The following is a 21,568-nucleotide window of genomic DNA, read 5'->3' as shown; positions in this document are numbered from 1 at the left end:
TGCGAGCAGCCGGACCACCGCCGGGTCCCCGCCGGCACCGGCGCGCGGTACCGTCGGGGCCAGCAACGACGCGAAGGGAGCGGACATGACCGAGGAGCGCACCGACACCAGACCGGCGGACGGCACCGAGTCCCACGACCCGGACTTCCCCGAGGCGTTCCTGGCGTTCATGCGGCAGGGCTGGCGGGACACCACGCTGCCGATCGGTCCGCGCCCGGAGGTGCCGAACTACGCCAAGCGCCGCGCCGCGCTCTCCGCCGCATTCCCGGGCGAGACCCTGGTGATCCCGACCGGCGGCGAAAAGGTACGCGCCAACGACACCGACCACCGGTTCCGGCCGGGCAGCGACTTCGCGTACCTGACCGGGGACCACGACCCGGACAGCGTTCTCGTGCTGCGGCCGAACGGCTCGGGCCACGACGCCACGCTGTACATGCGCCCCCGCTCGTCGCGGCTGACCGACGAGTTCTTCCGCAGCCGGCACGGCGAGCTGTGGGTCGGCCGCCGTCACACACTGGCCGAGAAGTCGGCCGAGCTGGGCCTGCCCACCGCGGACCTCACCGAGCTGGACGGGGTGCTGGCCGACCTCGCGCCGGCCCGTACGCGGGTGCTCCGCGGCTTCGACGGCCGCGTCGACGCGGCCGTGCGCGTGTACGACGGTCCGCGGGAGGAGGGCCAGCCGGCCCGCGACCGGGAGCTGGCGATCACCATCTCGGAGCTGAAGCTGGTCAAGGACGAGTGGGAGATCGCCCAGCTCCAGGACGCGATCGACGCCACGGTCCGCGGCTTCGAGGACGTCGCCCGGGCGCTGCCGGCCGACCGGGCCGTGTCCGAGCGGCTACTGGAGGGGATCTTCGCCCTGCGTGCCCGGCACGACGGCAACGACGTCGGCTACGGCTCGATCGTCGGCGCCGGCGAGCACGCCACGATCCTGCACTGGGTGCACAACCACGGCGCCACCCGCCCGGGTGAGCTGCTGCTGATGGACATGGGCGTGGAGAACCGCCACCTCTACACCGCCGACGTGACCCGGGTGCTGCCGGTGGACGGGCGGTTCACCGCTCTCCAGCGGCAGGTCTACGACATCGTGTACGCGTCGCAGCAGGCCGGCATCGACGTCATCAAGCCCGGGGTGAAGTTCAAGGACGTGCACCTGACCTGCATGCGGGTGCTCGCCGAGGGCCTGGCCAACCTGGGCCTGCTGCCGGTGAGCGTGGACGAGGCGATGGACGAGAAGTCGACGGTCTACCGCCGCTGGACGCTGCACGGCTTCGGGCACATGCTCGGGATCGACGTGCACGACTGCTCGAACGCCCGCAAGGAGATGTACCGGGACGGCACCCTCGGCGAGGGCTACGTGCTCACCGTGGAGCCGGGTCTGTACTTCCAGCCCGAGGACGAGCTGGTCCCCGAGGAGCTGCGCGGCATCGGCGTCCGGATCGAGGACGACGTCCTGGTCACCGCGACCGGCGCGGTGAACCTGTCCGCCGGGCTGCCCCGCACGGCCGACGACGTGGAGCGCTGGCTGGCCGAGCAGCGGGAGGCGGGTCCGCGCCTGCCGGGCTGACCCCGTACGACAACGGCGGGCCCCGCCGCCGGCGTCTGCGACGTATCTCGTCGTCTGGATGCCGGTGGTGGGGCCCGACGTCGTTTGCGCTGCTCAGGCCCTCGGGGACGTCCTGGGGCCTCCGTCAGCTTTCCGCCACGGCCGCATTCGCCGCACCCGGTCATGCCGCTCCGGGTGCGACGTCCGCACTCCCGCCGTCCGCACCCGCTCCGTACCCAATGTGGGGTTTTTTCGGATACGCGCTCATCATGAGTAACTCTCCCATACGGTGTGGTTTGCCAGCTACAACCGATTTGTAGCGGAGGTCGCCTCGCCACGGCGAAGCGACCTTGTCGGTACAAGGAGAGGACAGAGAGCTCCGATGTCCAACAACCTTCGCAATAACGATGACCCGACCCGCGACAAGAACTCACCGTTCCGCCGGCGCGGGCTCTGGTTCGTCACCGGCGTTGCCAGCCTCACCGGCGCGGTCAGTCTCGCGGGCGTCGCGTACGCCACGACGGGTGTGACCGGCGCGCACCGGGTGACCGACGTCAAGTGGTCCACCGCCCAGATGGTCAGCGACAGCGACAAGGGCAAGGACGACAAGGACAAGGACAAGGGCCACGAGGACAAGGGCAAGGACGACAAGGACTGGGACAAGGACTGGGACAAGGGCAAGGGCAAGGGCAAGGGCAAGGGCCACGAGGACAGGGTGCGGGAGGTGGGCTGCGACGACGACGAGTTGATCGAGGCCCTGGACCTGGCCAACCGCGACGACGGCGGCACGCTGAAGTTGGCCAAGGACTGCACCTACGAGCTGGACGAGTTCGACAAGAAGGACGAGGCGGGCCTGCCGACGATCAAGGAGGACATCAAGATCGAGGGCAACGGCGCGACGATCAAGCGCGATTCGAAGGACGGCTTCCGGATCTTCCGGGTGGCCGACGGTGGTGACCTGACCCTGAAAGACGTCGAGGTCAGGAACGGCGCCGCCGGCGACGAGAAGCCCAAGCACCACGAGAACGACAAGCACCACGAGAACGACAAGCACGACGAGAAGGACAAGCGCGACGAGAAGGACAAGCGCGAGTGGTCGCAGCCCAACGGCAAGCAGTCCGGGACCGGCGGTGGTGCTCCGGCCCCGGCGCCCGCTCCGGGGCAGACGACGGCCGCGAAGCCGACGGCTGCGAAGCAGGCTGAGGCCAAGCTCGCGGAGGCCCTGAAGGCGGCTGTCGAGAAGGCGGCCGCGCAGCGGGCGGCCGGCAAGGCGTCGTCCGGGAACGGTCGGGAGTCGAGCGAGAACGACTGGAACGGCGGCAACGGCAAGGAGTCCGGCGACTCGCACGGCAACAACGGCAAGGACTGGAACGGCAAGGACTGGAACGGCAAGGACGACAAGGAGCACGAGGGCGACGGCGGTGGCCTGCTGGTCGAGCGGGGCGGCAAGGCCCACCTCGTGAACACCAAGTTCTTCCTCAACAGCGCCGAGAACAACGGCGGTGCGGTCGCCAACTTCGGCCGGCTCGAGGTCGAGAGCAGCATCTTCGACAACAACCACGCCGGCAAGAACGGCGGCGCCATCTTCAATGCCGGTGTCCTCGAGATCTCGGGGTCCCGCGACGGCAAGGGCGGCGAGTCCCGCATCACCAACAACACCGCCGGCAAGAACGGCGGCGGCGTGGCCAACGGCCACGGTGACAAGGACAAGAAGAAGGACGACGACAAGAAGAAGCACGACTGGAGCGGCAACGGCTACGACAAGCACGACAAGCACGACAAGGACAACAAGGACAACAAGGCCGGCACCGTCGAGATCGAGAAGACCCTCATCGAGGGCAACGCCGCCAAGAAGAACGGCGGCGGCCTGTTCAGCAGCGACGGCTTCGTCGAGGTCCGCTGGAGCTTCGTCAAGAACAACACCGCCGGTGAGAACGGCGGCGGCATCTACGCCGTCGACACCGTCCTGACGGTCAAGGACAGCAAGATCGAGAAGAACAAGGCCCACAAGGACGGCGGCGGCATCTACAACGTCAGCAGCGACGAGAAGAAGCACAACGACGTCGGGTCCTGGGGCAAGAACGGCAAGGACGACAAGGACGACAAGGACGAGGAGAAGCGCGCCAGCGCCACTGTCACCGACAGCGAGATCCTCGAGAACAGCGCCGGCCGCTTCGGCGGTGGCATCTTCAACGGCAAGCCGATCGAAGAGCACAACGGCGCGCCCGCCTCGAGCAACTGGTCCAACGACAAGGACCACGACGACCTCGGAGCCTCCCTGGTCCTGCGCGACAGCAAGGTCAAGGAGAACTTCGCCGGCAAGAACGGCGGCGGCATCTACAACAACAAGGGCAAGGTCACCCTGACCGACACCAAGGTCACGAAGAACAAGGCCGACAACGGCGACGAGCACAACAAGATCGCCGGTGGTGTCTTCAACAACGATGGCAAGGTCAAGCTCGACGACGAATCCACCATCACCGACAACGACCCCACCAACTGCGCCAAGACCGTCGAAGACTGCTTCAACTGAGGCGCTTCACAGCACTTCAGGGAACAGTTAGGCGCAAAGGTCGGCCCCCTGCCACCTCCGGTGGCAGGGGGCCGCACCATGCGAAACTACCGCTGCACGAAGACCGCCACGCTGCGGCCGGGCACCGTGAAGGTGCCGCTCGACCGGTCGAACGAGGCCGTCCGCAGCACCTCGTCGGCGGAGGTCCGCAGCACCGGGTGCAGCGCCACGTCCGCCCCGCGCAGGCCGCTGACCTGCTGGGTCGCCGTCTCGCTGGTGGCGTTGAAGACCACCGTGACCGACTTCCAGCGCCCGTCGAGGCCGCGACCGTCCAGCGTCATCGTGAGCACACCAGGGGTCTCCGCCGTGCCGGACAGCGGGAACGCCACCCGCTTCTGCACCTGCTCGGCCGTGGCCAGCCCGAAGACCGGCGACGACGCACGGATCTTGAGCAGCTCCGCGTACCGGGCGTCGGTCAGGTTGATCGCCGCGCAGTCCGGCACCAGCCTCGGGTCCGCCAGCAGGGGCTTCGCGTACGGCCACTTGTCCCTGTTGTCCTGCTCCGGCGGGAGGCCGGCGCCGAACCCGTTGCCCTGGGTGCAGTCCCAACGGATCTGGTTGAACCAGTCCCCCGAGTTGTACGAGTTGCGGTCCAGCGACTTCGACCGCAGGCGCTCGGTGCCGGTGGTGACGAAGCCCGTGCCCTGACCCATCACGACGGTGCCCAGCGCCAGCACCTGCATCCGGGCCCGGTCCACCGCCGCCGTCTCCTGCGGCAGCTTGTACGCCAGCGCGTCGTACAGGATCTCGTTGTCGTGCGCGTCGACGTACGTGACGGCCTCCCCGGGCGCCGCGGTGTACCCGGCGGGCGACCCGTTGTAGTCCACCTGGGCCCCGGTGACCTGCTTTCCGGCGGAGTTGGTGAACCGGTAGCCGCGCAGGTTGCCGGTGAGCCCCACCTTGATCAGGTCGTGCTGGTGCAGCAGCCGGGCCCGCTGGTCGGCCGCCGAGCCGTTGACCGGGTCCCCGTTGGGGTCGGTGAACAGCCCGGAGGCGAAGCCCTGCTGGCGCGGGTTGGCGTCGAACGGGCCGCCGCCGCGCACCGCGTCGCGGAGCCGGTCGTTGAACGTGCCGATCCCGGTGCCGGCCATGTTGGCCTGGGTGGCCTGGACGAACCGGACGTCGTTGGCGATCTCGCCGAAGTTCCAGCCCTCGCCGTAGAGCAGGATCTTCCGCCCGTCCACGCCGTCCCGCGCGACGGTCAGCTCGTCCAGCGCTGCCCGCACGGCCAGCATGTTCGCCTTCGGGTGGTGACCCATCAGGTCGAACCGGAAGCCGTCCACCTTGTACGCCTTCGCCCAGGTGACCACCGAGTCCACCACGAGCTTGCCCATCATGGCGTGTTCCGGGGCGGTGTTGGCGCAGCAGGTCGAGTTGGCGACCGTCCCGTCGTCCAGCAGCCGGTGGTAGTAGCCGGGAACGATCTGGTCCAGCACCGACTTCGGGTCGGTGCCCGCCGCGGAGGTGTGGTTGTAGACCACGTCCATCACCACGCGCAGCCCGGCCGCGTTCACCCCGGCGACCATCTGCCGGAACTCGGTGGTGCGCGCCGCGCCCGCCGGATCGACGGCGTAGCCGCCCTCCGGCACCGTGTAGTGCAGCGGGTCGTACCCCCAGTTGTAGCCGTCGGTGTCGGCCACCGCGGCGATGCACTTCTGCTGCTCGTCGGAGTCCGGCGGCAGCGTCGCCAGGTCGCACGGCGGCTGCTTCTGGTCGGCGCGGCGCTCGGGGATCGTGGCGAAGTCGAACGCCGGCAGCAGGTGCAGGTGGGTGACCCCGGCGTCGCCGAGCGCCGTCAGGTGCTTCATGCCGGCGGTCGCCGGGTCGGTGAAGGCGAGGAACGTGCCCCGGCGCTCGGTCGGGACGGTGGTGTCGGCGATGGAGAAGTCCCGCACCGACAGCTCGGAGATCTGCACCTTCGTCGCCGGCACCGCCGCCGGCTTGCGCAGGTCCGCCCAGCCCTTCGGCGCGAGCCGCGGGTCGGCCAGGTCGACGATCTGGCTGTGCGTGGAGTTGGGTGCGAGCGCCACCGAGTACGGGTCGGTCACCGACGCGGTGACCACCTTCTGCGCCGCCGGCTGCCAGGCCTCCACCTGGTAGCGGTAGTACTTCCCGGCCCAGGAGCGGGACCCGCGCACCGACCACACGCCGGTCCGGTCGTCCCGCCGCATCGCGAGCGTACGCGGCTGCGCCGCCAGCGAGTCGAACAGCTGCAACGACACCGTCCGGGCGGTCGGCGCCCACACCGCGAGCGTCGGGACACCCCCGGCGAACGTCGGGCCGAGTCGCGCCCCGGTCGCCCGGGAGTAGACGTCGTCGAGCACGCCCGGGACCTGCACGCCGGTGGCGGCGAGCAGCGTGCCCTCGGCGTCCCGCTCGGTCAGCACGAGTTGCCCGCGCAGCGCCGCCGGCACCGCGGCCAGGTCCCGCCGGTCCACCGTGAAGGCCTGGTACGCCCACAGGTGCGGGAACCGGTCCCGCTGCGCCTCGGTCAGCCCGTTGCGCTGCGCCCGCAGCGGGATCGTCGTGTACGTACCGGCCAGCTCGCCGTCGGCCACGGTCACCCCGCCGGCCGGCGCGGTCACCAGGGCGTACGTCCTGCCGTCGGTGGGGCCGGTCGGCCAGGCGAGGGTGGCGCGGTCGATCCAGTGCGCCTTCTGCTTCGTCAGGTCGATGTCCTTCGCGGTGCCGGTGGTGGCGGCGGGCAGCAGCCGGCCGCGCGTGCCGGCGAGCAGCCACACCTCGCGTCCCGCGCCGGCGAAGTCCAGGCGCTGGTCCTCGGGCAGGTCCTTCTCGTCGCCCTTGTGGATGATGTAGCTCAGCCCGGTGGCCCCGGCCGCGAGCGGCACCCGGAACTCGGCCCCGAACGAGTCGACGCGGGTCGGCGGCATCGGCTTCGCCCAGTCGGTCGGGCTGGCCGCGCCGTCCCACAGGTGCAGGCCCCAGCCGTCGTAGTTGCCGTCGGCCCGCCGGTAGTGGAGGACGGCCGTACCCTCCTCGACGACCGGGTCCGGCTCGCCGGTGGCCGCCTGCCGGGTCGGGTGGACCGTCGGGTCGCCGGCCTTCAGCCAGACCTCGCCGGTCTTCGTCACGTCGACCGTGCGGTCCTGCTCGACGTCCTTGGTGCCGTTCTTGTCGACCACGAGGAAGCCCACCGACTTCGCGCCGGGCTTGAGTTTCACCCACGCGAACCGGCCGTAGGAGTCCGCACCGGCGAAGGGCTGCCCCTTGGGCCACTCGGTCACGTACGCCGGGTCGATGTCCCCCCAGGCGTAGAGGCCCCAGTCGTCGTACCCGCCGGCCGGGCGCTGGTAGTGCACCACCAGCCAGTCGCGGGCGGCGGCCTGCTCGGGCGTGCCGACGACGGCCGTGGAGCGGGCGGTGGCGGTGCGGCCCTTCCCGTCGCGGACCACCGCCTTGTACTCGATGCGCGTCCCGCCGGCGAGGCCGGTCAGGTCGTGGTGCACGGTGTACGGGGCGCGGTCGGCCGAGCCGAGCAGCGTCCACTTCCCACCGGCGACCCGGGTGGCCACCGTGACGGTGGCGAGCGGGTCGCCCGTCACCTGGGCGGTCACCGCGGCCCGGGTGGGAACCGGCGTGTCCGCCTCCGGAGCGGTGATGGTGATCGTGGGCGCCGCCGTGGGCAGCGCGATCGGCGTGCCGGCCCGGTGCACGACGGCCGACAGCGCCGGCACGGTGAGGGTGAGCTTGCCGTCCCCGCCGGCCACCGGTGCGGCGGTCGTGCCGTAGACGCTGCCGAAGGTGGCGCCGGCCGACCAGGTGTCCACGGTGACAGTCTGCGGGGTGGTCGCGTTGTTCACCGCGACGACGTACTCGGTCCGCTCCTTCCGGTCGACGCGGGAGGCCGCGAAGACGCCCGGCCCGTCGGCGGCGTGACGGGTGACCTGGACGCCGTCGCGCAGCGCCGGGTGCGCCTGGCGCAGCCTGCCCAGCTCGGCGATCGTCCGGTAGATCGGATGCGTCGGGTCGAACTGGTCGACGGCGTGCGTGCGGTCGGTGCCGAGCAGGTCGTCGTCGAGGTAGTCGGCGGTCTTCGAGGCGAACATGTCCTGCCGGGCGTCCTTGTCGCCGCCGGCCCCGGTGAAGCCCTGCTCGTCGCCGGAGTAGACCACCGGCTGGCCACGGGTGAGGAACATCAGCTCGTGGGCGAGCTGGTCGCGGCGCAGGTGGGTGGCGGCGTCGGTGCCGCCGCCCGCGACGAACGCGCCGATGCGGCCCATGTCGTGGTTGCCGAGGAAGGTGGTGAGCCGGTTCGCGTCGGTGTCCCGCGAGTGGTAGAGGTCGTCGCGGGCGTACACGTCCGCGAGGGCCTTGGCGGAGCCCACGCCCGTGACGAAGCCCTTCGCGGCGTCCTGGAACGGGAAGTCGAGGGTGGCGGGTAGGCCGCCCCGGCGCACGTACGTCGAGGTGATCTCCGGGTCGGCGCTGTAGACCTCGCCGAACATGAAGAAGTCCTTCTTGCCGGCCTGGTCCGCGGCCTGCTCGACGCCCTGGCTGAACTGCGGCCAGAACTCCAGGTTCGAGTGCTTCACGGTGTCGATCCGGTAGCCGTCGACGCCGGTGGTGCGCACCCAGTCGGAGTAGACCTTCGTCATGCCCCGCACGACCTCGGGGCGCTCGGTCCACAGGTCGTCGAGGCCGACGAAGTCGCCGTACTCGCTGTTCTCGCCGACGAAGGTCGAGTCGCCGCGGTTGTGGTACATCGTCGGGTCGTTCAGCCACGCCGGGACCTTGACCTTCGCGTCGGCGGGGGTCTGGAAGGCCGGCGTGTACGGGAACGACCGCGTGTTGACCGCCGGGAAGTCACGGGTGCCGTCGGCGTAGTGGCGGTCCTCGAAGGGCCGGCCCTGCGCGTCCCGGTACGGGGACGTCTTCTTGTCGACGTAGGCGTACTTGTCCTCGGCGTACCTGATGACGTCCGCGGTGTGGTTGACGATGATGTCCAGGTAGACCTTCATGCCGCGCCCGTGCGCGAGCGTGACCAGCCGCTTCAGGTCGTCGTTCGTGCCGAAGTGCGGGTCGACCTGGGTGAAGTCGGTGATCCAGTAGCCGTGGTAGCCGGCGGAGGCGTCCTTCCCCGCGCCCTGCACCGGGCGGTTCTTGAACACGGGCGCGAGCCAGATGGCCGTCGTGCCGAGGCCCTGGATGTAGTCCAGCCGGTCCATGACGCCCTTGAGGTCGCCGCCGTGGTAGAAGCCCTTGTCCGCCGGGTCGTGCCCGGTCTTCAGCCGGTCACCGGTGAGGCCGCCCCGGTCGTTGCGCGGGTCGCCGTTGGCGAAGCGGTCCGGCAGGACGAAGTAGAACTGCTCGGCCCGGGCCTCGCTGCCACCGGCGGCGAGCAGGGCCGCGGCGGAGGGTTCGGTGCTCCACTGGACCGCGCCGGCGGCGGCGAGCGGATCGACGGACGTGCCCGCACCGCGACCACTGGCGTCGGCGTCGAGTTGGTGTACGGCGACCGGGGCGCCGACGAGGGTGAGGGTCAGGAGCGAGACGAGGGCGAGCAGGGCCTTGCGCGGTAGCGGCGGGGGTTTCATCGACGGCCTTCCTCTGGTCGCTGATTCGCCCGCACGCTAGCCCTTGCCGAAACATTCTGCAATGCCTTGCAAACAGAGTCGCAACAAAGCAGTCTGCTTGCAGCACCCTTTCCGCGTCGCGGGCTAAAAGAGTCGGTCCCGCGGGAGCGGCGTGTGCGTCTCCGAGGTGGACGTCAGCCGAGGACGCAGGGCGTGCCGTCGACCGTGCAACCGGTCGGGCGGGAGTCCGTACGTTCCATGTGGAAGCGCAGCGTGGCGCTGCCGCCCGGGGCGACGTCGACGCCGCTGCGGTAGGTGAAGCCGCCCTCGATGGCGGTCGCGCGGCCCTGCTCAGAGCTCTCGACCCAGGCGGTCACGAACCGCCCGCCGGCGTACGTCACACGCACCGTCCAGCCGCGCCGCTCCGCCGTCCCGTTGCGTACCAGGACCTCGCCGATGAACCCGCCGTCGAAGGAGTTCACCACCCGGTACCGGCCGATCATCCCGGCCGGCGGCGGTGGCGACGTGGGGTTGGCGGCGCGGCTGGTCACACGCGGCGCGGGGTGCGGGGGCGTCGCGACGCCCGTGGTGGGCTGGACCGACGCGCGCGGCGACAGCCCGGGCCGGACCGGCCCGGTCGGGGTGGCCGACGACGACGGCACCTCCGGCAGGAGCAGCGGCGGCGCGGGCGGATCCGGCGGCGTGTCGACACCGCTGCGGCCCCGGTACGCGCCGAGCGCGATGACCAGCAGCACGACCATGACGACCACGCCGGCAGCCACCAGGATCCACGGCGATGACGCGATGGCGGCGGTGGCGCGGGACGATCGCGGGGCACGACGCGAGCCGGACATGTCCCTCCTCAGCGAGCCGTCCGGAAAGCGTAGCCACCGACCACGCCGGACGGTGCCGGGTGGGTCGGGCCGATCGGGGAGCAGGTCATCCGATGACGCAGTCGGCGCCGTTGACGGTGCACTGGCCCGGCTCCTCACCGGCGCCGTTGCGGGTGAACCGCAGGTGGACCGACGCCGTCTCCCCCGCGCCGAGCGACCTCGTGCTGCGCAGCACGTACCAGCCGCTGCCGTTGGTGGACACCGAGACGCCGGAGGCGCCGGAGACCCGGATGCTCTTGACGTTGCCGGTGAACAGCAGCTCCACCCGCCAGTCCCGCGCCTGGCCGGTCCCGTTGCGGACGACCAGGTCCGCCTCGAACGAGTCGCGGTCGCTGGCGGTCACCGCGTAGCGCGCGGTGACCTGGCCGGTGGTCTGACCCCCGGCCATCACGCGGGGACTGGGCACCGCCGGATCCGGGGAACTGGGCGTCGCTGACTGGGTCCGCGTCGGTGTGGCCGTCGGCGTCGCGACGGTCGTTGGCGTCGCGACGGCCGTCGGCGAACCCGTCGCCGGCACGGCGGCGTCCACCGTCGGCAGGAGCATGGGCGGCGCGGGCGGCGGCACGGCCTGCCGTTCGGACCCACGGAACGACAGCAGCGCCGTCACGAGCAGCACCACCAGAAGCGCGACACCGGACAGCACGACGATCCACGGGGCCGACGCCAGCACCCTGGACGTGGTCCGCCCACCGGTGCCCCCGGCTGGCTGCACTGACATCGGGTTCCCCCCTCATCGAACCGCCGCGCCAGCGTAGCCACCGGCCGCTACCGGCGGAACGGCCCGTCCCCTAACCCGGCCGACCGGGCAGCGGACGGCTGAAAACGGCCGGTCGCCACGCGCCCGTCGGTCTGTCCGGCTCCGGCGGTCAGGCCGGGCGGACCACGGTGCAGATGGCCGGGCCGTCGGCGGTGGTGCGCAACAGGTAGCGGTAGCGCTCCCCCGGGACCCGGCGGCCCTGGCTGTCGAGGAACTCCCACTCGACCGCGACCATGGTGAGCAGCGCCGACACCTGCTGCACGTCCTCGATGGCCGCGTGTGCCGCGACGAGTTCGCGCTCCTGGTAGTCGGGTGCGGCGCCCACGAAGGACAGTGCCACCGCCGCCGGCGAGGTGAACGAGAAGCTGTACGTGTCGGCGACCACGAGCCCGGGCAGGGCGTAGCAGCCGGTCAGGGCGGGCACGTCGCCGGCGGTCAGCGCCGCGCCGTACCGCCCGAAGAAGTCGGTCAACGCGTCGAGGTCGGTGAAAGCCGTCACGCGGATGGGAATTGCCGGCACGGGACCGGCCCAAACCTCAGCGCGGCGGGATGCGCACCTCGATCTCCGCGCCGAGCCGCGCACCGCCGGCCAGGCCGAGGTCGTCACCGCTCCAGAAGCGGCCCGGGTCGTACCAGTTCGGACGCCGCCCGGGCGGGAGCAGCCCCATGGCCTCGTAGGTGACCGCGACGACCTCCGCGCAGTACGCTGTCTCCAGCCGGTGCTCCGGCACGGGGGTGCGGCCCCGGCCGTCCGCCACCCGGCCGTTCAGCCCGGCCCCGCGGTCCGGGGCGAGCGGCGCCCGCCGGCCGGGCAGCCGCACCGCCGGTGCCCGGCCCCGCAGCCACCGCCAGGCGAGCTGGGCCGTGGACGGGAACGGGGTGCCGTCGAGGCGGGCGATCGTCCGCAGCACCGCCTTCTCCATCTCCGCGTCCGCCGGTGGCTCCAGTTGGCGCAGCCAGCCGCGTTGCCCGTACCGGTTGGCCCAGACGCAGACCGCGTCGCGCAGGTCGTGCAGCTGCACGCCGCGCTGATGCGTGCCCGACCACAGGTCCGGCAACGACCGGCCCAGCTCGGCGTGCCACATCAGCGGCGGCATGTCGTCCAGGACCACCGCCATGCCGACGTGGTTGACCGGGCTGTTGGTGGTGAGCTGGATGGCCCGGTCCGGCACGCTGCGACCGCGGAACACCCACACGTCGCCGGTGCGGGTCAGCTCCACGGCCTCGTCCAGGCTGAGACTCATGCCGCCACCTCGCCGTACTTCCGTACGCGACCGGCCGGACCCGCCGGCGCGGCGCCCTTACGCACGCTCATGAGCGTCTACCCTAGGCCGATGCGGCGACGGTTGCGGTGGTGGAAGGTGCTCGGTCTGGCGGGCCTGGCCGGCGTGGCGGCGTCCGGTGTGGTCATCGCCCGCGCGGAGCGGCGGCGCCGGGCGTACACGCCGGAGGAGATCCGGGCCCGGTTGCGGGACCGGCACGCGGAGGCGACGGTCGCGCCCCGCGACGAGTCCTGACTCACCCGTCGCCCGGCCGCGCGCGCTCCACGGCCTCCGCCAGCGCCTCGGGCGTACGCCCGACCAGCGCGCCGCCGTCGTCGAGCAGCAGGATGGGCCGTTGGATCAGCTCCGGCGCGGCCACCATGGCCTCGATCCAGCGCGGTTCGGCCGCCTCGTCCCGCGGCCAGTCGGCCATGCCCCGGGCGACCGCGGCCCGCTCCCCCGTCCGGCAGATGTCCCACGCGCGGACGCCGAGCCGCCGCAGCACGTCGGTCAGTTCCGCCGCGCTCGGCGGCTGGTCCAGGTAGGGCCGCACCACGTACGGCACACGGGCCTCGTCCAGCGTGTCGCGGGCGCCGACGCACTTGGAACAGGACGGGTTGTTCCAGATCTCCACGTCGGTCATCGTGGCAGAGATCCACGGCATGCCGCATCCCGCGTCGTCGTCGCGCCACGACACCGGGCCGAGGTTGCGCGAATAGCAAGACGGACGTACGGTTTTGTTGAGCAACGGACAGCGGGTAAGTGTTGCCTAAGCAGGGCACCACCCCGACCGGTGCGACAGACTGCTCAGGACTACTCACGGTCGCTGGTGTGAAGGAGTACGACGTGGCGAGCCTCGACACCTTCGGTGCGAAGACCCAGCTACGCGTCGGAGACGCGAGCTACGAGATTTTCAAGATCAGCAAGGTGGAGGGCCACGAACGACTGCCCTACAGCCTGAAGATCCTCCTGGAGAACCTGCTCCGGACCGAGGACGGCGCGAACATCACCGCCGACCACATCCGCCAGCTCGGCGCGTGGGACCCGACGGCCGACCCGAGCGTCGAGATCCAGTTCACCCCGGCGCGGGTGCTCATGCAGGACTTCACCGGCGTACCCTGCGTGGTCGACCTGGCCACCATGCGCGAGGCGGTCCGCGACCTGGGCGGCGACCCCACCAAGGTGAACCCGCTCGCCCCGGCCGAGCTGGTCATCGACCACTCGGTCATCGCCGACCTGTTCGGCCGCGAGGACGCGTTCCAGCGCAACGTCGAGCTGGAGTACGAGCGCAACAAGGAGCGCTACCAGTTCCTGCGCTGGGGCCAGACCGCGTTCAACGAGTTCAAGGTCGTCCCGCCGGGCACCGGCATCGTGCACCAGGTCAACATCGAGTACCTGGCCCGTACGGTGATGGAGCGCAACGGCCAGGCGTACCCGGACACGGTCGTCGGCACCGACTCGCACACCACGATGGTCAACGGCCTGGGCGTGCTCGGCTGGGGCGTCGGCGGCATCGAGGCCGAGGCCGCGATGCTCGGGCAGCCGGTCAGCATGCTCATCCCGCGGGTCGTCGGCTTCAAGCTCTCCGGCGAGATGCCGGCCGGCACCACCGCCACCGACCTGGTCCTCACGATCACCGAGATGCTGCGCAAGCACGGTGTGGTCGGCAAGTTCGTCGAGTTCTACGGCCCCGGCGTGAGCGCGGTGCCGCTGGCCAACCGGGCCACCATCGGCAACATGTCCCCGGAGTACGGCTCGACCGTCGCGATCTTCCCGATCGACGCCGAGACCGTCCGCTACCTGGAGCTGACCGGCCGGGACCCGCAGCAGGTCGCGCTCGTCGAGGCGTACGCCAAGGAGCAGGGCCTCTGGCACGACCCGGCCGCCGAGCCGGAGTACTCGGAGCGCCTGGAGCTCGACCTGAGCACCATCGAGCCGTCCCTCGCCGGCCCGAAGCGCCCGCAGGACCGGGTGCCGCTGGGCAGCGCCAAGACCCTGTTCCGCGCGTCCCTGACCGACTACGTCGCCGACGACCAGACCGGCACCGACGCCGACCCGCGCGGCGGCCTGCGCAGCAACCCGCCGTACGGCGTGCAGGGCCACGCCGACGAGGCCAGCGCCGAGTCCTTCCCGGCCAGCGACTCCCCGGCCAACGCCGTCAGCGACCCGGCCGACGCCCCGCGCGACCTGGAGACCGCCGCGGTGGGATCCGGCGGCCGCGTCACCAACCCGATCCGGGTCACCGGCGCCGATGGCACCGAGTTCGAGCTGGACCACGGCGCGGTGGTGATCGCCGCGATCACCTCCTGCACCAACACGTCCAACCCGCAGGTGATGATCGGTGCCGCGCTGCTGGCCCGCAACGCGGTGGAGAAGGGCCTGTCCCGCAAGCCCTGGGTGAAGACCACCCTGGCGCCGGGCTCGAAGGTCGTCATGGACTACTACGAGCGGGCCGGCCTCACGCCGTACCTGGAGAAGCTGGGCTTCCACCTGGTCGGCTACGGCTGCACCACCTGCATCGGCAACTCCGGCCCGCTGCCGGAGGAGATCTCCGCCGCGGTCAACGAGAACGACCTCGCGGTCGTCTCGGTGCTCTCCGGCAACCGGAACTTCGAGGGCCGGATCAACCCGGACGTCAAGATGAACTACCTCGCGTCCCCGCCGCTGGTGGTCGCGTACGCGCTCGCCGGCACGATGGACATCGACCTGGCCAACGAGCCGATCGGCGAGGACAGCCAGGGCAACCCGGTGTTCCTGCGGGACATCTGGCCGAACACCGCCGAGATCCAGGACGTCATCGCCTCGGCGATCGGCGCCACCGGGTTCAGCTCGGCGTACGCGGACGTCTTCGCCGGGGACGAGCGGTGGCAGTCGCTGCCGACGCCGACCGGTGACACCTTCGCCTGGGAGGGCGAGTCGACGTACGTCCGCAAGCCCCCGTACTTCGAGGGCATGGAGCGGGAGCCGAAGGCGGTCGGTGACATCACCGGCGCCCGCGTGCTGGCCAAGCTGGGCGACTCGGTGACCACCGACCACATCTCCCCGGCCGGCTCGATCAAGGCGGACTCGCCCGCCGGCACGTACCTCGCCGAGCACGGCGTGCCGCGCCACGAGTTCAACTCGTACGGCTCGCGCCGGGGCAACCACGAGGTGATGATCCGGGGCACCTTCGCCAACATCCGGCTGCGCAACCAGCTGGTGCCCGGCGTCGAGGGTGGCTTCACGGTCAACCACCTGACCGGCGAGCAGACGACCATCTACGACGCCTCGGTGGCCTACCAGGAGGCGGGCATCCCGCTGGTCGTCCTGGCCGGCAAGGAGTACGGCTCCGGCTCGTCCCGCGACTGGGCGGCCAAGGGCACGATGCTGCTGGGCGTGAAGGCCGTCATCGCCGAGTCGTACGAGCGGATCCACCGTTCCAACCTGATCGGCATGGGCGTCCTCCCGCTCCAGTTCCCGGCCGGCGAGACCGCCGAGTCGCTGGGCCTCACCGGCACCGAGACCTTCTCGATCGCCGGGGTGACCGCGCTGAACGACGGCGAGACCCCGCGGACCGTCAAGGTCACCACCGACAGCGGTGTGGAGTTCGACGCGGTCGTCCGCATCGACACCCCGGGTGAGGCGGACTACTACCGGCACGGCGGCATCCTGCAGTACGTGCTGCGCCGCATGATCGCCAGCTGACCGACCACGCGGCCAGGGCCCCTTCCCGACACCGGGAAGGGGCCCTGGCCGTACCGGTCGGTGTCCCGAAAGCCGCAACGCGCTGTCGAGCGATCATCGCCACAACCTGCCCCGCGCGATCACGCCAAGCAGGGATGTTCTGCAACCCGCACACCATCGCGACGGGATCCGCTCGGTACGCTCCGCTGATACGGATGTCCGGACTGCCGGGTGGAAAGAGGGAGACAGGGGCTCAGCTCATGCTCGCCGTCGAATCGCTGGACACCGCGGTGCTGCCGGAAAGCGAGCGGTTCGGCTTCTGGCACGACCTCGTCGCCCGGGAGTCCGTGCCCATGCGAGTCCAGAGCGACCACGCCGGGAACTTCCGCGCCCAGGCGCGGGTCGTCGCGTTGGGGGACATCGTCCTGTCGTCCTGGCAGTACCCGTCGCTCCACATGCAGCGGACGGCGAAGCAGATTCGCAGCAGCGACCCGGAGATGTACCACCTGGCGCTGCCTCTGTCAGGTACCGGTGGCTTGACCCAGGGACGGCAGGAGAACCCACTCATCGCCGGGAGCTTCGCCCTGGTTGATACATCCCGCCCGCACATGTCGACCCATCGGGCCGACGCCCAGACCAATGACCAGGTGACGACCCTGACCCTGCTCGTCCCGCACGCGCTGATCCCTCTGCACCCGGACAAGGTCGACAAGCTGCTCGGGACCAACATCCCCGCCACTGAGGGGTTCGGAGCGTTGCTCGGGCAGTTCGTCAAGCGAATCCTCGACCACCCGGACGAGTACGCCGCGGGCGACGCCGCCCGGCTGGACAACGTCGCTCGCGAACTCGTGGCCGCAGCGCTCGGGCAGCGGCTTGACGTTGCCGACACCCTCGCAGAGGAGGTCCGCGACGGCTCCCTCCGCACGCAGATCACCGCGTTCATCGACAGGAATCTCGATCACCCAGACCTCGACCCGACGGCGGTCGCGGCCGCGCACCACATCTCCGTCCGGACGCTGCACCGGCTGTTCGAGAAGGAAGACCGGAGCATAGCGGGACTCATCCGCGCGAAGCGTCTCGACCGCTGTGCCCGCGACTTGCGTGACCCATCACTGCGGAACCGACCCATCTACACCATCGCGGCTCGATGGGGCTTCGCGGACAAAGCCCACTTCAGTCGCCTCTTCCGCGTGACATTCGGCGTGTCGCCCCAGCTGTACCGAGACGCCGGCGGGCTGATTGCCGCTGCCCAACGCAGCACTCCGCCATCCGCTGCTGGCTGATGACCGGCGGCTCCTCGGTCGGGTAGGTGCCGCAGCCGCCCGAGCGCCGTCCTGAAGGCGTCGTACGCCGCGTTGCCCACCAAGCCACGCCGATCGGGCAGGTGAGTAGGAGATGGTCAGGACCCGACTGCTTGCCGTGCGCGGCCCGCTCCGCGGCCCTTCATCACGTGCTGGAGCAGGGTGATGAGGACGTCCTTGCTCGATTCCCGCTCCCTGGCGTCGCACAGCGTCACCGGCACGTCCGGGTCAAGGTTGAGGGCAGCCTTCACCTCGTCGAGGCTGTAGCGGCGCGCCCCGTCGAAGCAGTTCACCGCGACGATGAACGGCAGCCCGTGGCGTTCGAAGTAGTCGACCGAGGGGAAGCAGTCGGCGAGGCGGCGGGTGTCCGCCAGGACGACGGCGCCGAGAGCCCCCAGCGCCAGTTCGTCCCAGACGAACCAGAACCGGTCCTGACCCGGAGTGCCGAAGAGGTACAGCACCAGGTCATCGCCGAAACTGATCCGGCCGAAGTCCATGGCTACGGTCGTGGTCGACTTCGACTCGACGCCCGTGAGGTCGTCGACCCCGACGCCCTGCTCGGAGAGGATCTCCTCGGTGCGAAGCGGCTTGGTTTCGCTGACGGCGCCAACGAGGGTGGTCTTGCCGACGCCGAAGCCGCCCGCGATGAGGATCTTGATGGCGGTGGGCAGGACGGCCCCGGCGTCGCCCTCAGAGAGCTCGTAGTCCATTGATGAGTGCCTCGAATACGGAGTCGTCGGGAAGATTGGTGGGCGCGGGCTCGGTGACCCGCACGAGCCGTCGCGCGAGCAGGTCGTCGAGCAGGACACGAACCGTTCCTAGGGGCAGGCTGAGGTGCGCGGCGACTTCGGCCAGTGCCAGGGGCCGCTGGCAGAGGTTGACGATATGGACATGCTCGGGCCCGATGCCGACCTCGAGTGACGGCGCCACCCGGGTGGTGGCCATCACGAGCGAGATCACGTTGTAGCGGTTCCTTGCAGCGGCCCGGCCCCGGGTCATCGCGTAGGGACGGACGACGGGTCCGGCGTCATCATCCACCCACAGGGACTCTGTATCGGACGGTGTCATGGCGGCCCCTAGCTGTTGACGGGCTGTTCGGGCGACCGCGCCGGCGCAGCAAGGTACCTGCCGGCGCGACCGACGAGCATGGCCATCTCGTAAGCGACAAGCCCGACGTCGGCATCCTCCGTGGCGAGAACCGCCAGGCATGCCCCGTGACCGGCGGCCATGACGAACAGGAACGAGGACTCCATCTCGATGATGGTCTGCCGCACCGCGCCGCCACCCGCGAATCGCGCGCCGGCGCCCTTGGCGAGGCTCTGGATTCCAGAGGCGATCGCCGCGAGGTGTTCTCCGTCGTCGCGGCTGAGTCCCGCCGAGGCGGCAATGAGCAGTCCGTCGACGGAGAGGACGACGGCATGCTCGGCCTGCTTGACCCGGCCCACCAAGTCGTTGAGCAAGAAGGCCAGATCGCCGCTCGATCTGTGCTGTACCACTCTCGATCCTCTTTCTACCGCTCGGTCCCGGGCGCTGCCGAGTCATCCGCTCCCGCGTCGCCGTCCTCGTCCCGCAGGCGCTCGGCATCGGCGCGGCCGCGCAGGCTGCCACTCTGGTACGAAGCCATCATCCGGCGGACGTGATCGGGCGATCTGGTCAGATCGCTGTCTGTGGTGTCCTCGGTCGGGCCGGAGCTGTCCCTCAGCTGCGGTGCGAGGCTGCTCTGGCGCACGCGGACAGGAAGGCCACCGGGCGTGTGGGACTCCCGCGGCTGCAGGTCGGGCGTCGAGTTGGACGCCGCTTGAACCGGCGCCGTGCGGCCACTGGTGGCGTCTGCCGACGCGGGCGGTCGTGGCGCGTCATGGCGCACGGCGGGAACTCCCAGGCTGGGCGTCGGCGACGTAAGCGCAGACTGCGCAGGGGCCTCGGTCCCGGCAACAGGGCCGCCGGACGCGAGCACCGGCTCACGGTCTTGCTGTGCCGGATCGGCAGGGGAGGCGGTAGGTGTGGCCGCCTGGCGGGTCGCGACGGGCACGGTCGCCACTGATTCTTCGTTGGTGATCAGCTCCGTCGGGATCAGCACCACCGCGGTGGTGCCGCCGTACGGTGAGCCCTTCAGGTGCACGCCGAGCCTGTGCCGAGCCGCCAACCGGCTGACCACGAACAGACCGAGCTTGTTGGCGTTCTCCAGCTGGAACTCGCGGTTGCTGGCGATCTGCTCGTTGGCGGCCGCGAACTCCTCGTCGTCCATGCCGAGCCCGCGGTCTTCGATCTCGATGGCGAAGCCCCGTGCCACCGCCTGCCCTCGGACGTGGACCTCCGTGTGCGGGGGTGAGAAGGACAGCGCGTTCTCGATCAGCTCGGCGAGCAGGTGGATGACATCGCCGACCGCCCGGCCGGCGAGTCCGACGGACCCGAGGGGCATGACGGTGACCCGGGCGTAGTCCTCGACCTCCTGCACGGCGCCGCGGACGACGTCGACCATCGGCACGTCGCGGCGCCAGGTACGGCCAGGCGTCGCGCCGGACAGCACCACGAGGTTTTCCGCGTTGCGACGCATCCGGACGGCCAGGTGGTCGACCCGGAACAGATCCTCCAGTTCCTGGGCGTCCTGCTCCCGCCGCTCCATCGCGTCAAGCAGGCTGACCTGCCGGTGCACGAGGGCCTGGGTCCGGCGGGCGAGGCTGAGGAAGACATCCCGGACGGTACGTCGCAGCTCAGCCTGCTCCACCGCGGTGCGGATGGCAGTCTGCTGAACCCGGTTGAACGCTTGGCCCACCTGGCCGATCTCGTCGTCACCGAAGTCGAGCGGCGGGGCCTCGGCGTCGACGTCGACCTTCTCGCCGCGGCCGAGCCGCTCGACCACGCCGGGCAACCGCTCGTCGGCCAGTTGGTGGGCTGCGGCGCGGAGGCGCTGCAACTGGGCGACCAGCGCACGGGCCGTGGTTACCGACACGACGATCGAGGCGATGACGGCCAGCAGACCGAGCCCGGCGGCCAGCACCAGCCGAACGACGACCCCGACCGCGATCGGCGTGGCACGTTCCACCAAGGCGTCGCCGGCGTCGAGCACCATGCTCTGCAGTTCGGTCAGAGCCGATTCGGTGCTGGTGTTCCATTCCTGGGTCGTGACGGGCAGCTTGGACGTTCCGCGTTCGCCAGCGAGGATCCGGTCTTCCAGGTCGCGGAGCTTCGTGAATGCCTGACCGGCGACCACCTGGTCGAACAGGGCCCTGTCGGAGGGCCGGAGTTGCCCGGATGCCCGGTTGGTGAGGAATCGCTGCGCCGCGACGAGCTCGGTGAACCGCACGTTCTCCGGGGCGGTGATCCGGCCGGCCGCGAGGGCGCCGGACAGCAGGGCGTCCTCCTGCGAGATCAGCTCTCGGATCCGGTAGAGCTCGATCAGGTGGCGCGTGTCCGCCTCGATCTCCCGGTCGTCGAGGCCGCCGACGACGTCATACAGCTTGAACAGGGAGTCGATGAGGTCGGTGTACGCCTGGGCGGCCGGCTCTCGACCAAGGTCGCGGTTGTCGATCGACCGACGGGTGGCGGGCAGAGTGTCCAACGCGGCGATGGCCGCGTTGACGGTGCTTTCGGCCTCGGCGCTGCTGACCAGTTCGGCCAGCCAGCTCTGCGCCGTCGACCTGAACCTCGCCGCGGCGGCGTCGACCTTCATCCGGCTGGCGGCGAGGGCTTTCGCGCGGTCCGGGCTGCCCCCGCCGAGTTGGGCGGTGGACAACCGGCGTTCGACCTGTAGCTCAAGCAGCAGGGGTTCGCTTGGTCCGACGATCTGACTGTCGACCGCCTGGACCCCGAGCAGGTTCACTCCGTCTCGGACTGTCACCCAGGCGGCGAATGCCCACAGCGCGACCAGTGACAGCAGGAGAGCAACAACTTTCGCGCGCAGATTCGTGCTGCGAGACCGCATTAGACCGTCCCATGCCGGACATCAGCAACTTGCCGACAATGCTTGCCGTACAAGCGATTCGAGTGTGCAGACCGGGGCACGCTAGCAGTTGTCTGACTCACCGCTCAAGGTCGGG

Annotated in this window: 15 protein-coding genes; 5 read left to right on the top strand and 10 right to left on the bottom strand. The window is 70.6% G+C overall.

Annotated elements, in window-relative coordinates:
• Nucleotides 1-85: 85 nt before the first annotated feature.
• The gene (locus HCJ94_RS10945; RefSeq protein WP_168000861.1) at nt 86-1,567 is read left to right on the top strand and encodes an aminopeptidase P family protein; all 1,482 of its coding nucleotides are present in this window, start codon (nt 86-88) and stop codon (nt 1,565-1,567) included.
• A gap of 361 nt (nt 1,568-1,928) precedes the next feature.
• The gene (locus tag HCJ94_RS10940) at nt 1,929-4,079 is read left to right on the top strand and encodes a hypothetical protein (RefSeq protein WP_168000860.1); all 2,151 of its coding nucleotides are present in this window, start codon (nt 1,929-1,931) and stop codon (nt 4,077-4,079) included.
• An 86-nt stretch (nt 4,080-4,165) separates the two neighbouring features.
• Here the strand turns inward: HCJ94_RS10940 and pulA are convergent, their stop codons facing one another.
• The 5 genes from pulA to HCJ94_RS10915 all read right to left on the bottom strand — a co-directional run bounded on the left by pulA (nt 4,166) and on the right by HCJ94_RS10915 (nt 12,546).
• Nucleotides 4,166-9,673 carry a pullulanase-type alpha-1,6-glucosidase gene (pulA, locus tag HCJ94_RS10935; protein WP_168000859.1) on the bottom strand — a complete coding sequence of 1,836 codons (5,508 nt, stop codon included), beginning with the start codon at nt 9,671-9,673 and terminating at the stop codon, nt 4,166-4,168.
• 173 nt (nt 9,674-9,846) lie between these two features.
• The gene (locus HCJ94_RS10930) at nt 9,847-10,506 is read right to left on the bottom strand and encodes a cellulose binding domain-containing protein (protein ID WP_168000858.1); all 660 of its coding nucleotides are present in this window, start codon (nt 10,504-10,506) and stop codon (nt 9,847-9,849) included.
• Nucleotides 10,507-10,591: 85 nt separating this feature from the next.
• Nucleotides 10,592-11,263: a cellulose binding domain-containing protein gene (locus HCJ94_RS10925; RefSeq protein WP_168000857.1), complete on the bottom strand. Its 672-nt coding sequence runs from the start codon at nt 11,261-11,263 to the stop codon at nt 10,592-10,594.
• 148 nt (nt 11,264-11,411) lie between these two features.
• The gene (locus HCJ94_RS10920) at nt 11,412-11,801 is read right to left on the bottom strand and encodes a DUF6841 family protein (RefSeq protein ID WP_168000856.1); all 390 of its coding nucleotides are present in this window, start codon (nt 11,799-11,801) and stop codon (nt 11,412-11,414) included.
• A 37-nt stretch (nt 11,802-11,838) separates the two neighbouring features.
• On the bottom strand, nt 11,839-12,546 hold the full coding sequence (locus HCJ94_RS10915; RefSeq protein WP_168000855.1) for a hypothetical protein: 708 nt from the start codon (nt 12,544-12,546) through the stop codon (nt 11,839-11,841).
• Between the two features lie 90 nt (nt 12,547-12,636).
• Between HCJ94_RS10915 and HCJ94_RS10910 the strand changes: the two genes are divergently transcribed.
• Nucleotides 12,637-12,819 (top strand): hypothetical protein, encoded by a 183-nt coding sequence (locus tag HCJ94_RS10910; RefSeq protein ID WP_168000854.1) that lies wholly within the window; start codon nt 12,637-12,639, stop codon nt 12,817-12,819.
• A gap of 1 nt (nt 12,820) precedes the next feature.
• Here HCJ94_RS10910 and HCJ94_RS10905 read toward each other — a convergent pair whose 3' ends face one another.
• Complete coding sequence (locus tag HCJ94_RS10905; protein WP_240944122.1) at nt 12,821-13,228, bottom strand: ArsC/Spx/MgsR family protein; 408 nt, start codon at nt 13,226-13,228, stop codon at nt 12,821-12,823.
• Nucleotides 13,229-13,395: 167 nt separating this feature from the next.
• On the opposite strand from HCJ94_RS10905, the gene HCJ94_RS10900 reads away from it, so the two are divergent.
• Both HCJ94_RS10900 and HCJ94_RS10895 read left to right on the top strand, forming a co-directional pair.
• On the top strand, nt 13,396-16,248 hold the full coding sequence (locus HCJ94_RS10900; protein ID WP_168000853.1) for an aconitate hydratase: 2,853 nt from the start codon (nt 13,396-13,398) through the stop codon (nt 16,246-16,248).
• A gap of 239 nt (nt 16,249-16,487) precedes the next feature.
• Nucleotides 16,488-17,510, top strand: a complete 1,023-nt coding sequence (locus HCJ94_RS10895) for an AraC-like ligand-binding domain-containing protein (protein WP_168000852.1) — start codon at nt 16,488-16,490, stop codon at nt 17,508-17,510.
• Between the two features lie 116 nt (nt 17,511-17,626).
• Here the strand turns inward: HCJ94_RS10895 and HCJ94_RS10890 are convergent, their stop codons facing one another.
• Genes HCJ94_RS10890 through HCJ94_RS10875 form a run of 4 tightly spaced genes read right to left on the bottom strand, consistent with a single transcriptional unit; the run spans nt 17,627 to nt 21,453 of the window.
• On the bottom strand, nt 17,627-18,238 hold the full coding sequence (locus HCJ94_RS10890) for a GTP-binding protein (protein WP_168000851.1): 612 nt from the start codon (nt 18,236-18,238) through the stop codon (nt 17,627-17,629).
• The gene (locus tag HCJ94_RS10885) at nt 18,219-18,596 is read right to left on the bottom strand and encodes a DUF742 domain-containing protein (RefSeq protein ID WP_168000850.1); all 378 of its coding nucleotides are present in this window, start codon (nt 18,594-18,596) and stop codon (nt 18,219-18,221) included. Before HCJ94_RS10885 ends, HCJ94_RS10890 begins: the two co-directional genes overlap by 20 nt.
• Before the next feature lie 8 nt (nt 18,597-18,604).
• Nucleotides 18,605-19,024, bottom strand: coding sequence for a roadblock/LC7 domain-containing protein (locus HCJ94_RS10880; protein ID WP_168000849.1), 420 nt, complete (start codon nt 19,022-19,024; stop codon nt 18,605-18,607).
• A gap of 14 nt (nt 19,025-19,038) precedes the next feature.
• Nucleotides 19,039-21,453 carry a sensor histidine kinase gene (locus HCJ94_RS10875; protein WP_168000848.1) on the bottom strand — a complete coding sequence of 805 codons (2,415 nt, stop codon included), beginning with the start codon at nt 21,451-21,453 and terminating at the stop codon, nt 19,039-19,041.
• Nucleotides 21,454-21,568 lie beyond the last annotated feature (115 nt).

Origin of the sequence: Micromonospora thermarum, assembly GCF_012034245.1 — a bacterium.
In the GTDB taxonomy this organism is placed as follows: Bacteria; Actinomycetota; Actinomycetes; order Mycobacteriales; family Micromonosporaceae; genus Micromonospora; species Micromonospora thermarum.
The sequence above is the reverse complement of the archived record's forward strand: the minus strand, read 5'-3'. Positions and strand labels throughout refer to the sequence as shown.

Coding starts and splice junctions, on each gene's coding strand:
- HCJ94_RS10910 (WP_168000854.1), top strand. CDS start 12,637: ATGCGGCGACGGTTGCGGTGGTGGAAGGTGCTCGGTCTGGCGGGCCTG.
- HCJ94_RS10875 (WP_168000848.1), bottom strand. CDS start 21,453: ATGCGGTCTCGCAGCACGAATCTGCGCGCGAAAGTTGTTGCTCTCCTG.
- HCJ94_RS10895 (WP_168000852.1), top strand. CDS start 16,488: ATGCTCGCCGTCGAATCGCTGGACACCGCGGTGCTGCCGGAAAGCGAG.
- HCJ94_RS10925 (WP_168000857.1), bottom strand. CDS start 11,263: ATGTCAGTGCAGCCAGCCGGGGGCACCGGTGGGCGGACCACGTCCAGG.
- HCJ94_RS10885 (WP_168000850.1), bottom strand. CDS start 18,596: ATGACACCGTCCGATACAGAGTCCCTGTGGGTGGATGATGACGCCGGA.
- HCJ94_RS10915 (WP_168000855.1), bottom strand. CDS start 12,546: ATGAGTCTCAGCCTGGACGAGGCCGTGGAGCTGACCCGCACCGGCGAC.
- pulA (WP_168000859.1), bottom strand. CDS start 9,673: ATGAAACCCCCGCCGCTACCGCGCAAGGCCCTGCTCGCCCTCGTCTCG.
- HCJ94_RS10945 (WP_168000861.1), top strand. CDS start 86: ATGACCGAGGAGCGCACCGACACCAGACCGGCGGACGGCACCGAGTCC.
- HCJ94_RS10890 (WP_168000851.1), bottom strand. CDS start 18,238: ATGGACTACGAGCTCTCTGAGGGCGACGCCGGGGCCGTCCTGCCCACC.
- HCJ94_RS10905 (WP_240944122.1), bottom strand. CDS start 13,228: ATGCCGTGGATCTCTGCCACGATGACCGACGTGGAGATCTGGAACAAC.
- HCJ94_RS10930 (WP_168000858.1), bottom strand. CDS start 10,506: ATGTCCGGCTCGCGTCGTGCCCCGCGATCGTCCCGCGCCACCGCCGCC.
- HCJ94_RS10940 (WP_168000860.1), top strand. CDS start 1,929: ATGTCCAACAACCTTCGCAATAACGATGACCCGACCCGCGACAAGAAC.